At 44.9% G+C, this 16,474-nt stretch carries 15 protein-coding genes; 5 read left to right on the forward strand and 10 right to left on the reverse strand.

Annotated features, from left to right (window positions below; genetic code table 11):
* Window positions 1-15: 15 nt before the first annotated feature.
* From ACVBDU_RS09365 to ACVBDU_RS09375, 3 genes are all read left to right on the forward strand, one after another.
* Window positions 16-1,935, forward strand: a complete 1,920-nt coding sequence (locus ACVBDU_RS09365; protein ID WP_447179486.1) for a peptide-N-glycosidase F-related protein — start codon at window positions 16-18, stop codon at window positions 1,933-1,935.
* 5 nt (window positions 1,936-1,940) lie between these two features.
* Window positions 1,941-3,632: a single-stranded-DNA-specific exonuclease RecJ gene (recJ, locus tag ACVBDU_RS09370; RefSeq protein ID WP_447179487.1), complete on the forward strand. Its 1,692-nt coding sequence runs from the start codon at window positions 1,941-1,943 to the stop codon at window positions 3,630-3,632.
* A 459-nt stretch (window positions 3,633-4,091) separates the two neighbouring features.
* On the forward strand, window positions 4,092-4,448 hold the full coding sequence (locus tag ACVBDU_RS09375) for a hypothetical protein (protein ID WP_447179488.1): 357 nt from the start codon (window positions 4,092-4,094) through the stop codon (window positions 4,446-4,448).
* 16 nt (window positions 4,449-4,464) lie between these two features.
* Here ACVBDU_RS09375 and ACVBDU_RS09380 read toward each other — a convergent pair whose 3' ends face one another.
* Both ACVBDU_RS09380 and ACVBDU_RS09385 read right to left on the reverse strand, forming a co-directional pair.
* Entirely contained in the window at window positions 4,465-5,223 is a 759-nt protein-coding gene (locus ACVBDU_RS09380; RefSeq protein ID WP_447179782.1) for a UDP-2,3-diacylglucosamine diphosphatase, read from the reverse strand.
* Between the two features lie 61 nt (window positions 5,224-5,284).
* Window positions 5,285-5,737, reverse strand: a complete 453-nt coding sequence (locus ACVBDU_RS09385) for a 6-pyruvoyl trahydropterin synthase family protein (protein WP_447179489.1) — start codon at window positions 5,735-5,737, stop codon at window positions 5,285-5,287.
* Between the two features lie 167 nt (window positions 5,738-5,904).
* On the opposite strand from ACVBDU_RS09385, the gene ACVBDU_RS09390 reads away from it, so the two are divergent.
* Window positions 5,905-6,549, forward strand: a complete 645-nt coding sequence (locus ACVBDU_RS09390) for a 2OG-Fe(II) oxygenase (protein ID WP_447179490.1) — start codon at window positions 5,905-5,907, stop codon at window positions 6,547-6,549.
* A 2-nt stretch (window positions 6,550-6,551) separates the two neighbouring features.
* On the opposite strand, the gene murI is transcribed toward ACVBDU_RS09390, so the two are convergent.
* Entirely contained in the window at window positions 6,552-7,328 is a 777-nt protein-coding gene (gene murI, locus ACVBDU_RS09395; RefSeq protein ID WP_447179491.1) for a glutamate racemase, read from the reverse strand.
* Window positions 7,329-7,727: 399 nt separating this feature from the next.
* On the opposite strand from murI, the gene ACVBDU_RS09400 reads away from it, so the two are divergent.
* Window positions 7,728-7,889 carry a hypothetical protein gene (locus ACVBDU_RS09400; protein ID WP_447179492.1) on the forward strand — a complete coding sequence of 54 codons (162 nt, stop codon included), beginning with the start codon at window positions 7,728-7,730 and terminating at the stop codon, window positions 7,887-7,889.
* 10 nt (window positions 7,890-7,899) lie between these two features.
* Here the strand turns inward: ACVBDU_RS09400 and mgtE are convergent, their stop codons facing one another.
* From mgtE to ACVBDU_RS09435, 7 genes are all read right to left on the reverse strand, one after another.
* A complete protein-coding gene (gene mgtE, locus ACVBDU_RS09405; protein ID WP_447179493.1) occupies window positions 7,900-9,255 on the reverse strand; it encodes a magnesium transporter in 1,356 nt (451 codons plus the stop codon).
* Window positions 9,242-10,066, reverse strand: a complete 825-nt coding sequence (gene rsmA, locus ACVBDU_RS09410) for a 16S rRNA (adenine(1518)-N(6)/adenine(1519)-N(6))-dimethyltransferase RsmA (protein ID WP_447179494.1) — start codon at window positions 10,064-10,066, stop codon at window positions 9,242-9,244. Before rsmA ends, mgtE begins: the two co-directional genes overlap by 14 nt.
* Window positions 10,067-10,099: 33 nt before the next feature.
* Window positions 10,100-10,411 (reverse strand): DUF4286 family protein, encoded by a 312-nt coding sequence (locus ACVBDU_RS09415; protein ID WP_447179495.1) that lies wholly within the window; start codon window positions 10,409-10,411, stop codon window positions 10,100-10,102.
* A gap of 233 nt (window positions 10,412-10,644) precedes the next feature.
* Window positions 10,645-12,429: a tetratricopeptide repeat protein gene (locus ACVBDU_RS09420; RefSeq protein ID WP_447179496.1), complete on the reverse strand. Its 1,785-nt coding sequence runs from the start codon at window positions 12,427-12,429 to the stop codon at window positions 10,645-10,647.
* Window positions 12,430-12,577: 148 nt separating this feature from the next.
* Window positions 12,578-13,855, reverse strand: a complete 1,278-nt coding sequence (gene serS / locus ACVBDU_RS09425; RefSeq protein WP_447179497.1) for a serine--tRNA ligase — start codon at window positions 13,853-13,855, stop codon at window positions 12,578-12,580.
* Window positions 13,856-13,942: 87 nt separating this feature from the next.
* Complete coding sequence (locus ACVBDU_RS09430) at window positions 13,943-15,313, reverse strand: HTTM domain-containing protein (protein ID WP_447179498.1); 1,371 nt, start codon at window positions 15,311-15,313, stop codon at window positions 13,943-13,945.
* Window positions 15,314-15,458: 145 nt separating this feature from the next.
* Window positions 15,459-16,388, reverse strand: coding sequence for a bifunctional riboflavin kinase/FAD synthetase (locus tag ACVBDU_RS09435; protein WP_447179499.1), 930 nt, complete (start codon window positions 16,386-16,388; stop codon window positions 15,459-15,461).
* Between the last annotated feature and the right edge of the window lie 86 nt (window positions 16,389-16,474).

Genomic DNA, 16,474 nt, shown 5'->3' on the forward strand with positions numbered 1-16,474 from the left:
GGGATATATACGACTATGAAGCAACTCCTGCTCATCGCCCTCTTTTACCTGGGAACCGGCGGAAACTTATTCGCGCAACAAATTCATCACGTTATATCCCACAAGGGAGAAACCGTAGTTACCGACCCGTCAAAAGGCACTAACAGTTATCCGAAATGGACGGTTTTCCCGGACCGGAAAGAAGATATACGTTCTGTTATACTACGACTGACTTTCGAATGCCCGGACGGCATGCGGTGTGCGGACTGGGATTACCTGGACCACGTAATCGTAAGGCAAACAGGCGGCGCAAAAGGAGATACACTAAATTACGAAATAGCCCGTATGCTCACCCCCTACGGAGGAAGGTTCCGCGATAAGTGGAAATTCGACTGGAAAGTAGATGTTACCGACTTCAGCAGCATACTCAGGGATAGTGTACGTATAGATTACGTCCACACCGGTTATGAAGACAACAAGACGAGAGGGTGGAAAGTAACGGTTGATTTCGAAATTATGAAAGGTACCCCGGTAGCAGCGCCTGCTGCCATTCATAAAGTCTATGACGGCATTTACGATTACGGTAATAGGGAAAACCCGATAGAAGACCACCTGAAACCCGTTACCATAAAAGCTACACCTGAGACGGCTTTCGCACGTCTAAAACTGCATCATACCGGGCATGGTATGGACAAGAATGGTTGCGGAGAATTCTGTGACAAATACCGGGATATAAAATGGAACGGAAAACTCCTGGACCGCAAAAATATCTGGATGGCCTGCGGGGAAAATCCCCTGTATCCCCAGGCAGGGACCTGGATATTCGATCGTGCCAACTGGTGCCCGGGCTACCTGCTCCAACCCGACGAATATCGCATACCTGTTACCGCCGGAGAAGAGTATACTCTGGATGTGGATATGGAGCCTTACACTACGGATAATCCGAGTGCCCAGGAACACATTACCGCCTACATTATCGAATACGGGAAGGTGCTTGCCAAAAACGACGTCACCCTTACGGATATATTATCCCCCTCGGACGAAGCGGCGCACGGAAGGGAAAATCCCAATGGAGGGCTGCCTGTTATCCGGGTAAAGAACAACGGGGAAAACCCGCTGGAATCCATACTCGTTAAATACTTTATCGAAGGGGAAAAGCAAAAAACTTTTAAATGGAAAGGAAATATCCCTTTCGGGGAAACAGCGGTCATTACCCTTCCGGAAGAGATTTTCAGCGCCAAAGATTCTGTCGGTTTTACCGTGGAACTGTCCCGGCCTAACGGTAAAAAAGATGCTTTTCCCGGGGATAACCGGAAAACCTCGGTTTACCAAAGACCCAATATACTTCCGAAAGACATTGTAATATATTTTAAGACCAATAAAAAACCGGGACAGAACAGTTACCGGATTTCGGACAGTTTTGGAAAAATACACTTTAAAAAAGACAGCACATCCTTAAAACCGGATACGCTTTACAGAGATACCCTGGCCCTTCCGGATGGTAATTACACCTTTACGGTAGAAGACAGCGCCGGCAACGGACTGGAATTCTGGTACCACACTAAAGAAGGCAGGGGCGCGGTAAAACTGCTCGATACCTTTGTTCAGGCAATCCGCCAATTCGAATCGGATTTCGGCAGTAGTATCCGCTACAATTTTGCCGTGAAAAAAGGAATGCCTTACCGGACAGACCCAAAACCATCCGTAGCCGTTTTCCCGGCACGGACAGACGGACCCGTAACACTGGACTACTTTGCAAACACGGAAGAAGACGTGAAAGTACGGATAACAGAACAGGAAAACGAAGACCATGTCCTGGAAGAACATCACTATACAAAACTGAGCAAAGGCAATTTTACTTACGATCTTTCTTACCTACCGAAAATGCGTTGTTATATACAGGTATTCGTAAAAGGAGAGGAAATATTTAAGAACAGGATACGATTAAAGGAATAAATTCTATGCGCTGGACCATAAAACCGCAACCGGATACAGAAAAAACAAGGCAGCTTGCCGCATCTCTCGGTGTGGCCCCCATTATTGCAACCCTGCTTATACAGCGCAATATCGGGACCTTCGAAGAAGCCAGACGCTTTTTCCGGCCATCCCTGAACCATCTGCATGACCCGTTCCTTATGCGGGACATGGACAAGGCCGTTCATCGTATAGAACAGGCTGTCAAGGACGGGGAAAACATCCTTGTATATGGCGATTATGATGTGGATGGTACCACATCAGTGGCTTTGATGTCTTCGTATCTCCACAGTTTCTATCCCCATGTCGCCACCTATATTCCGGACCGTTACGAAGAAGGCTACGGCGTTTCTTTCCAGGGTATCGATTACGCGTCAGACAACGGAATAACCCTTATCATAGCCCTGGATTGTGGTATCAAAGCCATAGACAAAATAAAATACGCAAAAGGAAAAGGTATTGATTTTATTGTTTGCGACCACCACCGGCCTGGAGAAACACTGCCGGACGCGGTAGCCATCCTGGACCCGAAGAGGGAAGACTGTGAGTATCCTTACAATGAACTGTGTGGCTGCGGAGTGGGGTTCAAACTCATCCAGGCCCTGGCATCACGCCGGGGGCAAAATATCACAGATCTTATTCCTTATCTGGACCTGGTGGCAACGGCCATCGCTGCCGACATCGTTCCGATTACAGGAGAAAACCGGGTACTTGCCTATTTCGGACTCAAACAAATAAATTCCGGGCCCAGGGCAGGTATCAAGGCAATAATCCATACCCTCAACAAACAACAACTGAACATCTCCGATGTGGTTTTCATCGTTGCCCCGCGAATTAATGCCGCAGGGCGTATGAAACACGGCCTGCATGCCGTAAACCTCCTCACGGAAACCGATTTTGATACTGCCGTAGAATTTGCGGGGGAAATCGAAACCTTCAATACGGACAGAAGGTTGCTCGACCAGCAAATAACCGAAGAAGCCCTGCAACAGATCACCGACCGGATGGAACAGGAAAAATGCACCACTGTGGTCTACGACGAAGGCTGGCATAAAGGCGTTATAGGCATTGTAGCGTCCAGGCTTACGGAAACATACTATCGCCCCACCCTGGTATTTACAAAAACCGGGAACAAACTGGCCGCTTCCGCCCGGTCCGTAAAAGGCTTTGATGTTTACAATGCCCTGGAAAATTGCGCGGATTGTATTGAACAGTTCGGAGGGCATAAATACGCAGCCGGGCTCACCCTGTTGCCGGAACAATACGAAAACTTCAAACAAAAGTTTGAAACCGTGGTCTCTTCTACCATAGACAAAAAACTTCTCGTGCCGGAAATCTCCGTGGACGCCGAACTGGACCTTCATGATATCACTCCGAAATTCTACCGCGTCCTGAAACAATTCGCCCCCTTTGGCCCGGGAAATATGGCTCCTGCCTTCATGTCTTCCAACCTGCAGGATACCGGATATGGCAAAGGTGTGGGGGAAGACGAAAAACACCTGAAAGTAACAGTCACCCAAAATAATTCCCCCGCATTTGGCGGTATAGGCTTTAACCTGGGCAATAAAAAAGAGATGATCAGTAACCGAAATCCCTTCCAGGCCGTTTATTGTATCGAGGAAAATCATTGGAACGGTAATGTGAACCTGCAATTGCGCCTTCAGGACATCAAGGAATAGCCTTTCTGAAAAATCTTTTGAGTTATACACATAGATACTACTTATATTAACCTCATAAACAAAGAGTTAAATATTTGTATACGTATCAAATGAATAGGCATTTCAAAAGAACCTGACTTTGTGGGCTTTGTGAAAAACTTTGAGCCCTTTGTGGTTTTCCCTGTCACGGGTCTTATTTTATCACTGAGATTCACAAAGTAGGTACAGACCTGCCTGCCGGCATAGGCAGGGTTGCACAAAGTATTGTAGAGAAATTAAATGCATAACTCAAAAAATCTTATAAAAATCGCCGCTTACGGTTAATTGACCTCGTCAGAAAATTCCTTTGTATTTCACAAGAAACATATTTTTATTTAGAATGAATAAAAATAATTGTATATTTGTGCGTATTTCAAACGAAATAATACGCTATCCCGGCGATTAAAATGCAGAGATAAAAACAATAAAACCTACACTGTCATGAACGAAATATATTGCATTTACCGAAACGATATAGGAATAGCCTTCCAATGGAAAAGGGATATTGCAAGAAACAATTTCGGGAAATTACAGATCGTCTTTCGCGATATGGGCTTTTACCTCTCCCCGGACGAAGTCGGCCAATTTTACAATTGCGTACGCCACGCCAAAGAATTCGAACGCTGTGCGGAATGCAGGCACAATAAGGAATACCGTTCCATTCTGCTGCGCACACCCGCGGATAAGGTAGACCTGGCGGTCAATGTCTACGAACTCCAGCAAATAGAAGACCTCATAGAAGGAACGTTATTCCAGATAAAACTGGACAATTACCTCAACCAGATCTGTGGAGAATAGCGTCCGGCCCGTTCTTTTACTTCTTATACTCTTTTAATTCCAGGATTTTCCCGTCAAAAACGGCATACGTATAATATCCTATCCAGTCACCCAGGTTAACATAAATAGCTGTGTCGTTCAAACGTACTTCCAGTGGCAGGTGGCGATGACCGAAGATAAAATAATCGTAGTGTTTCTGTTCCAGTTTACGCCTGCAGTACTGTACCAGCCATTCTTTATCCTCCCCGAGGAATTCTACATCCTCATCCCCGGATATAACCTTATTCTTAACGGAAAGGTACTGTGCCAGCCTTACACCAATATCGGGATGCAGCCATCGGAAGAACCATTTGGCAACCGGATTGGTAAACACTTTTTTCATGCGTTTGTAGCCTTTATCCCCCGGACCAAGACCATCTCCGTGACCTATCAGGAATAGTTTATCATTCAGCAAAAATTCCCGGGGACGATGAAAAACGGGAATGTTCAGCTCCTTTTCGAAATAACCGTTCATCCATAAGTCGTGATTCCCCACGAAATAATATACCGGGATTCCACTGTCCGTAATTTCCGCAAGTTTTCCCATAGTCCGGGTAAATCCTTTCGGAACTACCGTCTTGTACTCAAACCAGAAATCAAACAGGTCTCCTAACAGAAAAATGGCAGCTGCGTCTTCCTTCACCGTATCCAACCACTGTACGAACTTCTTTTCCCTGGGCAGGCTTTTATCTCCTGTCGGCGCCCCGAGGTGGTTATCGGATGCGAAATATATTTTTTTACCGTCCGGTATGTGGATACTTGTCGTCTGCAAATTCAAGATACAAAGTTCAAAAATTACTTTTCAGGCCATACTCTTTTTAACGGTTATCCTCCGCATACCACTCCGCATAGGAAGTCTCCGTTTCATGAAGTTTCAGGGAATGTAACGCTATATCTTCGGGCAATCTGGCTTTTATTTTTTCGGAAAAGTCAATGACCATATTCTCGCTGGTAGGCTGATAGTCCACCAGTAATACATTATGCCCATGTTTTTTTAACTCTTCCGCAAGTTCCGCATGCGGGGTATTTTTGTTAAATACGGTGGCATGATCAAATTTGTCCACGATCTCTTCCTTAACAATCATTTTAAGGTCCCCGAAATCTATAACCATACCGCATTTTACATGCAATGGATCCGTAATGGGTTTTCCTATTACCGTAACCGCCAGTTTGTAACTGTGCCCATGTACATTTTTGCACTTCCCGTCATAACCGTACAGGGCATGCCCGGTTTCAAAACCAAACAGCTTGGTAAGGCGAATGTTGCTCATAACTCCTCCTGATGTTTTTGCTTTTCTGCTGCAAAGATAACCAATTCGGAAATGGCAGGTTTTACCTATGAACGATTATTTACGTACCCGGGATTCTGACCGAAGGTATTTTTTAGCCGGTGTAATCCAAAATTATGTACATTTGCCGGCTTTTTATCTGTTTATTAATGGCAGTGAACGAACTGTTTGAGCAACTGGATTTTGTTGAAAATCCGCTCTATGAAAAAATAATCGCCGACCTGATGGACCGGCAATACAGTATCGTAGAAAATTTCTTCCCCCGGGAAGAAGTCATCACTTTACGCAATTCTCTTCTGGAAAAATACGAGGAAGACCGTTTTAAGAAGGCTGCCATAGGAAACCGTCTCAGTGAAATTATCGAAAAGGCGGTTCGGGGCGACTTTATCCTCTGGCTCAACGAAGCCGGGGCCAATACAGCGGAAGAACACTTCTTCACCCGCATCAATGACCTCATCGCTTACCTCAACAAAACGTGTTTTATGGGGATCTTACAGAAAGAGTTTCACTATGCCGTATATCCCAAAGGGACTTTCTATAAAAGGCACCTGGACACTTTTCACAACGACGACAGGCGTAAACTCTCTATAGTGTATTACCTCAACGAAGAAGACTGGTTACCTGAATACGGCGGGGAGCTCATAATATATCCGAACGAAAGCGACAGAGACCCCGTTACGGTGTATCCTTTTCCCGGAAGGATGGTGATCTTTGAAAGCCAGATACTGGAACACGAAGTAAAACCTGTGGGAAGGGAACGGCTGAGTATTACCGGATGGCTGAAAACCAGGTAAAACTATATAGTTTGTCCTTTTAACATATCAGTTTCGGACAGGTAATCCAGGTATTTCTCAAAATAACCAGCTTCGGCCTTATCTCCGGATATATAGTAATCAATTTTCTTTTCTTCGGGGGCACTAATGACATCTATCTTGGTCATCAGGTTATTCACCGTTCCTTCATTACCGTCCAGGATCCGGATATGTCCCGGTATCAATTTTCGTATCTGTTCCCGGAAGAAAATGAAATGGGTACATCCGAGGACGATAGAATTGTATTTACTCCAATCCGGTTGCGACAATTTTTTCTCCAGGTACGCCGTTACTTCCGGGCCATTGAGCTTAAATCTTTCCGCAAACATTACCAGTTCCTGCAGGGACAGATAATCCACTTTACCATCTGCTTTCAGGTTATGCACCAGATCATTCAGCTTTTCTTCCTTCAGGGTGAGGTCTGTAGCACAAACCAGTACCTTATATTCTTCACTGCTCTCAATGGCAGGTTTTACGGCAGGTTCCATACCTATTATCGGAAACTCGTACTTCTCCCGAAGATCCCTGACTGCGGCACTGGTCGCCGTATTACAGGCCAGTACCAGGGCCTTCAGTCCCTTTGCCGCTAAAAAATCCACAGCCTGAAAGACCAGCTCCTTTATCTCTTCCCTGCTCTTTGTCCCGTAAGGGGCATTCCGGGAATCCCCGAAGTATATAAAATCCTCCCCCGGCATTTTCTTTATGGCCTCATACAATACGGTAAGCCCTCCGGCACCGGAATCAAAAAAAGCTATCTGCATATTATGTCTTTTTAACTGCTCAGGTACGGAGCAGACTACCTGTTTTTGCAAAGGTAGCAAATGTACCTTAACTATATAAACTGCAGGTTACAGGTTGCAGGAACCTGAAACCTGTAACCTGTAACAAAAAAATCCCTCCAACTCCATCCCGATATATCGGGACTCCTCAACCCCGAACAGTAACACTCTTACCGCTTACGGATTACTAACTACTGCTCCTCTTATATAATACATTTACCCTGTTTCCGGTATTCGTATTATCTTTTAATTTTAATATATTAGCCCTTAGAGTATATGTCAAAAATCGTCTTAACAAGGTTTCTCGGAAAATCCACCAGATCGAATTTTGTCATGTACTAAAATAGTAGCAATAAATACTTAACCTAGATTTTCCGTGCTATGAAAGATTACAATCCCAGGGTAATTGATGCATTGGCCAAAGAGTTCAAAACGACCCCGCAAAGCATTGTGTATTGCCTGAACAACCAGGATACTTTCCCGTTTTTTGCCAGTGAATTACGACTGGAATACAATTACCTGATCCGAAAATGGAAAAAATAGAAGATAATTTCTAAAATCCGAGGATAAGCTTGGCAATAAGAAAATAGATAAAAACGCCAAGTATATCATTACTGGTGGTGATAAACGGTCCGGTAGAAACCGCCGGGTCCAACCCTCTTCTATCCAGAAAAATAGGAACAAACGTACCAATAAGGGCCGCGTTGATAATTACGGTAACCAGTGCAACACAGATAGTCAGAGAAATCATATAAGATGTATGGAAGCCGAAATGACTTATAAGGAAAACAATAGAAGAAATTCCGATGGCATTTACCAGGCCCAGCATAAATTCCTTGAGCAGCCGATAGAATATTTTTCCTTTTATAGTGCCGTTGGCCAACCCCTGTACTACAATTGCAGATGACTGAATACCAACATTCCCTGCTGTGGATTGTATAAGCGGTACAAAAATAAGCAGAATTGCGTACTTTTCCATCGCAGTCTCAAATCCGCTGATAATACTCGCCGCTCCGAGTCCGCCGAACATTCCTATCAACAACCAGGGCAACCGGGCTTTGGTGAGTTTCCAGATACTGTCATCGGCTTCCACGTCCCGGGTAATACCTGCGGCCAACTGGTAATCTTTCTCCGCTTCTTCCCGGATAACGTCCACGATATCGTCTATCGTAATACGTCCCACCAGCCTTCCGGATTCATCTACTACGGGAATGGCCTCCAGGTCATATTTGGACATCACCCTGGCCACGTCTTCTGCTTTATCGGTCACGGCCACGTAGTCTACTTTCGGAATATATACATCCCGGATATGGGTTTTCGTGGAGGTTGTCAATAAATCTTTGAGGGACAGTCTTCCTTTCAGCCTGTCATTGTCATCCACCACGTAAATGGAATGGACCCTGGTAACGTGTTCGGCCTGCTGCCGCATTTCTTTTACGCAGGTAAGTACGTTCCAGTTTTCATTTACCTTAACCAGCTCTTTCGCCATAAGTCCCCCGGCAGAGTTCTCGTCATAACGGAGCAGCTCCACAATATCCTTCGCGTGCTCTTTATCTTCGATATGAGAGATAACCTGTTTCTTTCGCTCTTCGGAAAGTTCAGCTATAATGTCGGCGGCATCATCGGTGTCCAGTTCCAGGAGTTCGTCGGCAATTTCCCGGGCAGAGAGATTTCCCAGTATCCTTTCCCGGACATCATCGTCCAGCTCGGTAAGCGTATCGGAAGTCTTCCCACTATCCAGCAGTTTGATGAGATAGGTAGCATCTTCCAGGTTCAGCTCATTAATGATCTCAGCGATATCGGCATAGTGCAGTTCATTGAGGATCTGCAACAGGGTACTGTTGTTTCTTTCCTCTATGAGCTGTTCTATCTGCTCTAAAAGTTCATCACTGAGTTTAAACGGCGTCATTTTCTATCTTTTGCGTTAGCCGGATGAAGTCCTGAACACTTAATTGTTCCGGACGCTGGCCAAAGATAGCATCTTCTTTTAAATTATCGGATAATCCCAATATTTTTAAACTGTTACGAAGGGTTTTCCTCCTTTGGCCAAATGCTGTTTTTACTATTTTAAAAAAAAGTTTTTCGTCGCAGGGCATCCGGAAATCTTCTTTTCTGCGCAACCTCAATACTCCCGATTTTACCTTCGGCGGCGGTGTAAATACGTTTTCCGACACGGTAAAAAGGTATTCCGCATCGTAAAAAGCCTGTACCAGTACGGAAAGTATCCCATAGGCTTTACTTCCCTCTTTCTCACATATCCGCTCCGCCACTTCTTTCTGGAACATCCCGGAAAACTCGGGTACCTGCCCGCGCATATCCAGCATTTTAAATACGATCTGCGAAGAAATATTATAAGGAAAATTCCCTATAATAGCAAAAGGCTCATCTTTCAGAACTCTACGAACATCATATTTCAGAAAATCTTCACTGATAATCCTGCCGGAGAGATCGGGATAATGTTCTTTCAGATAGGCAACAGACTCCGTATCGATCTCTACCACATAGGTAGAAATATCTTTCTTGAGCAGATATTTGGTAAGTATTCCCATTCCGGGACCTATTTCCAATACGCTCTTATATCCCTGCATGGTAAGGGTATCCGCTATTTTCCCCGCGATATTCTCATCGTTGAGAAAATGTTGTCCCAGGTGTTTTTTAGGCCTTACCTTTTCTTCTCCGGAAAAGGGAGAACGCTCTTTTCTGCTCCTGTTTCTTGTCATTTTTTCCCTTTATGTCCCGAAAACGATCCGGGCCTAATGTTCACTGATTATCTCCAGTTCCGTTCGGAAGGTTACGAATTTATCCGCAAAACGTTTCTGCCCGTCTTCTCTCAGGCGCGGAGCATCTTCTTCATAGTATTTTTCCAGGGTAGCTTTGCTGTCGGTAATATACTGCACGGAATACGTAACTCCTCCCATCTCTTCCGCTACAAGCACTTTGAGCATCCGGGCATTCTTGAACTTCCCAGTAGCCAGCATATCCGGAATATGGGTATCACGCATCCAGACCAGCCATTCGTCGTGAACGGCCTCATCGATATTTATGGTAACATTGTAAATATACATTCGTGTTTTTTATTTTAGTACATGACATTTTTTTATTTCAATTCACATCGCAGGTATTACCACAAGGCAAAACGTATCTTGACCTTTGGTATTCAGGTATACGAGTGTTCGGGTATACGGGTATATGGATGGATGTTGATAACTCGTACACTCGACCACAGGCATACTCGTATGACGAAATTAATTTTTGTCATGTATTAAGGTTTGTTATATAAAGTTTGCCGCGTAATGTTTCAGGCTCCGTCTCCCCTCAACTTCCGATACGCTTTCCTGGATTCTACAAAATAAATACTGTCCTCGTGTTCAAAGATGATCTTCTCGTAATACGGAATGGCTTTTTCCGGTTCTTCCAGGCGATATTCGTATAGCTGTCCGAGGGAAAAAAGGGCATCGTCCATCCAGATATCATACGGATAAAATTCTATGATCTTCAGGTAATTATATTCGGCCTTTTTGTATTGCTGTTGCTTTTCAAAAAATTCGGCCTGCCGGAACAGTGCTTCGTCTTCGATACTCTCTCCCTGGTGGTTGATAAGCACCGAATCGAGCAGCGTTATAGCTTTGTCGTTTTTATTCTGGTACGCGTATAAATCGGCACGGGCATAGATTTTCAGAGCCGTATGTGTGGAATCTTCCAGTATATTATCGGAGATAAGCAAACTGAGCTGCATGGCATCGTTGGCAATAAGTTGCGAAGCGGATTCCCTCAAAACTTTCAGTTGGGTAAGCGCCCAGTCAAAATCCCCCTTATAAAAGCTGGTTTGCGCCACTTTAAACCGGCCCTCCTGGGCTATGACATCGTTTTTCACCATTTTCTGCACCTGCGAGTAATAGATAAGTGCACGGTTGAATTTTTCCGAATACACCAACACATCCGCATAGGCCATTTTCACCCTGGCCTCTTCCAGGGCATTCAGCGGCACTTCATCCAGTATCTGTTTTAAAAGTTCCTCTGCCTTAACCGTATCTTCCATTTGAAAGGCCCGGAACCTGGCATAGGCTACCTGTACATGCAGGGTACTGTTATTAACTCCATATTCCTGAAGCAGGGAACGGAACTTACTATCTATCCGGCTATAAGCAGACACGTCTCCTTTTCGGATCTGCATCTGCAATATGTTGAGATACGCCTGTAATTGTACGGAAACGGTGCCGGAGTTTTCTGTTATAAATTCGAATACGGCAGTTGCCGTATCATTGTCCCCGTCGTTCATGGCCATAATTCCCAGGTCTATGACCGGTTGCAGACTTACGGTTTCCGCCCTTTTAAAAATGGCTTTTTCCTGGGTAAAAGCTGAAGCATATTGCCTTTGACGAACAAACAACCAACTGAGCAATTCGTTCCACAATATATCTGGTGAAGCCTGTGCTCTTTTGAGTATTAACTTCCGCAACAACTGGTTATGCGGATGGGAAGCATCATCGGTAATAAACTGGGAAATGATCCGTTGTACATGCGACAGGTTCATGTTCTGCCGGGAAGCAATAAGGCCCAGAAGACTGTTGTACATTTTCTCCATATCCCCCTTTTCCCCGTAGAGCTGTGCTACCTGGTAGTCTATATTCAACCTCGGGTCCAGTTCCTTTCCCTTTTCGTAAACGGCGATCGCCTCATCCAGCATATTCTTCTCCTGGAAATTACGTCCCACGGTATAGGTATACGCCGGCCGGTCTTCAACTGCTTTAAAAGCCTTATCGTAATATTCCCCGGCTTTCCCTTTCTTTCCCGCCAGGGCATAATTGTATCCCAACTCTACAAAGTAGGCCGGCATAGTATTGCTTCTTTCTATTCGCTCGAGCAAAACGGCTTCGGCCTCGTCGTATCTTTCCAGTTGCTGATAACATGCCACAAGAAGCTGTAACTGATTGGCCCGGGGATTTTCTTTGTACAGTTTCTCATACAGGGCAAGTGCTTTTTCAAACTCTCCCCTGTCAAAATATTGTTTGGCAAGTATATCTTCCTGGGAAAAAAGCTGAAAAGCAAACAAGGCACATATAAGAAAACTGATTGCTTTCATGGATTTTCGGTTTATAAGACACGGGGATTACCGGAACTCACGGTTATTCCGCCCGGGGTCATACATATGACAATCAAACGGATACAACATCAGACATTCAGACTGACAGTACTAATTACTTCCCGTGCGCTCTCTTTACGCACCCAAGTTACGAAATTCTGTCAAACCCGGTATAAGGCACCAGTACTTCGGGTATTCTTATACCGTCTTTATCCTGGTAATTTTCCAGGATACCCGCAAGCACCCTGGGAATGGCAAGCGAGCTTCCGTTAAGGGCATGGCAAAGGGTCATTTTCCCTTCTTTATTTTTAAAGCGCAGTTTCAACCTGTTGCTCTGGTAGTCTTCGCAATTGGAAACCGAACTGATTTCCAGCCATCGGTCCTGCGCGGTTGAAAACACCTCAAAGTCGAAGGTTATAGCGGCCGTGAACCCCAGGTCTCCACCACAAAGCTGGAGGACACGATAGGGGAGCTGCAATTCCTTCAGAATACCTTTTACATGTTCCACCATTTCATCCAGGGCCTTATAGGAATTTTCCGGACGGGTAATCTGAATGATCTCTACTTTTTCGAACTGGTGCAGGCGGTTCAGCCCTCTTACATGAGCGCCGTAAGACCCCGCTTCTCTGCGGAAGCACGGCGTATGCGTCGTGGCTTTTACGGGAAGTTCGTCTTCCTGTACAATGGTATCCCGGTAACAATTCATTATCGGTACTTCCCCGGTAGGGATCACATAAAGATCGTCTTTTTCTATATGGTACATTTGCCCTTCTTTATCCGGCAACTGCCCGGTTCCGTAACCGGAAGCTTCGTTGACAAAATACGGCAGGAAATACTCGAAATATCCTGCTTCGCGGTTCTTATCCAGGAAATAGCTTATCAATGCCCTTTGCAACCTGGCTCCCTTACCTTTATAGACAGGAAAACCGGCCCCGGTGATCTTACTGCCGAGATCAAAATCGATCAGATCGTATTTTTTGGCCAGTTCCCAGTGCGGCAAAGCCCCTTCTTCCAGCTGTGGGATATCTCCCATACGGAAAACTTCTACGTTATCCTCGTCTGAAGTTCCCGGAGGAACGGTTTCATGAGGTACATTAGGTATACGGTACAACACCTCGTTAAGGGTTACAGCCGTTTCGTTGAGCTTTTCATTCAGCTCTTTGGATTCTGTTTTGAGTACGGCGGTCTTTTCTTTGAGCTCGTTCGCTTTCTGATGATCCCCGCTTTTGAACAGGTTACCTATCTCTTTCGACAATTTATTAGATTCTGCCAGGGTATTGTCTAATGCAGCCTGAACCCTTCTGCGTTCTTCATCCAGCCGTAGCGCCTCGTTTACCAGCTCTTCGGCTTCCTTACCCAGGTTTCGCTTTTCCAGTCCGCGAATCACCCGGTCTTTGTTCTCTCTAATAAATTGTAATTGCAGCATTGTTAAATAGGTAATTTTTATATTGAAAAAAATCCTGTCCGCCTTTTTTCCGGGCGAACGACAAATTTAAGAAGATTTCAGTCAATTTCAGGGGTTATTTTCCTTTGAATTCCGCCTGTCTGATTCCGGAGATGATAATTGCTCTTCCCCCCAGGGTTCAGGCAATATCCAGGTACTGTGCCGGAAAGGGTTCCACTTCTCCGCGGCAAGGTCCGTTTGAGGATCTATAAAAGGACTTGCGGGTCTGCGGTTAACGCTCACTTTACCTACGGCATATACAGCCACATCTTTTCCCTGCGCGGCGTATTCCTTTTTCAGGCGTTGTGCAAACTGCCATATGACATCCGGTTTGGTAGCCACGATCCTCCGTTGCTTGAAAGAAAGACGGTCTTTGGGATAAACCATTTCTGTTTTTCCACTGTCCTTGTCCACTACCTTAAAATGCATATATCCCCCCTTGCTGCGCAACATCATACGCCAGCTCATCCGGTGGGCTTCTTCCGTCCAGAGTACATCCCCGGGAATACACCAGTGACGCAGCGGAAGGGCAAGCTGTATGAGAAAGTAAACCGTTCCCACATATAAAATAAGATTCTTGTATTCGGGCACCCTCATTTCACCGGCGGTATATAGCGGTTTCTTTTTCAGAAAAATGTTCCTTATGACCCGGGGTTCAAAGAAAAAGAGGGTAAAGCCGAGCGACATATATGGAAATATCCCTATCTGGAAGACAAAAGAATTAAAGAGATGAAAAACAACGGATGCCACAAATGCAATCTTTCTCGTAGGTTTCCAGAGCAATAACGGCACTACAAGACCATCGAAAAGCATCCCTGCCCAGGTGATAAATACATGCACCCAATGTTGCTGTAATAACGCGCCGACAACCGGGTAATTTTTTCTGCCCAGCATCAGGTTTTCCACAACCGTATAATTCAACCAGTCCGGATACAACTTCGCCACGGAAGCATAGGTATATACAATGCCAACCTGAAGAATAATGATAACCGAACACCACCCGGGCATGGAGATATCCCGGAGATTCTCATTTTGTTTCGCATCGACGGAGAGATAACGGTTTGCCGGTTGTACCAGCATGAGCAGACATATGAGGATAAGCAGGTAATAATGATTGTTATAGGATGCCTTCTGCATGAGATATGTTGCTGTCCACATCAGCGTAAAGGCTGCCATGCTCCAGCGGTATTTATACCCTATCATAACAAACAACCCGAACAGTCCCATCACGGCATAGTAGACATACATCCAGTTGCCGGGAAGCGGCTGCAGCCAATCGAAACCGATAAAATTAAACGTGAATTCCGGCTGTATCAATGTTCTTTTTATCCACCCGGTAAATATGGCTCCGACCGATTCCAGGAAGATCAGCAGTCCGAAAAGGATCCGGAAAACGATGAGCGGGGCATTGTCTATACGCTTAAACAGGAAAGCAGTCATGGATATTTATGGATATTATAGATGAGGTTTCTAACACCCCCCTGCCCCCCTCAAGGGGGAACTGTAACGGTCTTTTAAAAAGACGAATAATTCCCCCTTGAGGGGGGCCAGGGGGGGTGTACCGTTTTATAAAATTAAAAATTCCTTATAGTTTTCCTATATAATCAAGGGCTTTTTCCCTGTCTTTGTCCAGTTGGGCCGACAAGGCTTCCACCGATTCAAAACGAACCTCATCCCGCAGCCTTTTCAGCATATCCACCTGTATTTTTTCTCCGTAAATATCCCGGTCAAAATCAAAAAAGTGTATTTCTATGGACCGTGTAGTACCGTTTACGGTAGGGTTAAAACCGATATTCATCATTCCATATACGGTTTTTCCGGCGATATCACTCTTCACCACATAAACACCGTTTCGCGGAATGAGTTTATATTTTTCCGCAATCCGCAGATTAGCCGTAGGAAAACGGATCTGTCTTCCCAGTCCCTTGCCTTTTACCACTTCTCCGGTAAGCATAAAATCATAACCGAGATACAGATTGGCCGTTTCCATATCTCCTTCATGTAATGCTTTTCGTATTTTAGTGGAACTTACCGACACCTCATTAACCTCTTCCACCCCTATCTCTTCTACTTCAAAATCGTAAGCTTCCCCGAATTTCACGAGGTCTTCGATCGTTGCCGTACGGTTTCTGCCGAAACGGTGGTCATAACCTATGATCACTTTTTTGGCACGGAGTTTCTCCACTATAATATCCTTTACGAACTCTATGGCCGTAAGCCGGGAAAATTCCCGGGTAAAGGGGTGTATGATAAGTTGATCCAGACCGCTTTTCCCCAGTATGGATATTTTTTCATCCAGGGTATTTATCAGTTTTATATCCGCGTCCTGCTGCAAAACCATTCGCGGATGGGGGAAAAATGTAAAAATGGTAGATTTCAGATTATTGGCCTGCGCACTCGAAATAAGTTTATCTAGTATTTTTCTGTGGCCTATATGCACTCCGTCAAAAGTACCTATCGTTACTACAGAAAAGCCGGTTTCACTATCGTCTGAAAGCGTTTTTTTAATAATCACGAATAAAGATTTTTATCCAACACTACAAAGTAACAAATTTTAATTGTCTAAATCCCATATTCCCCCTCATAAAAAGGTATTGTAAA

This window comes from Sinomicrobium endophyticum, from assembly GCF_052983315.1.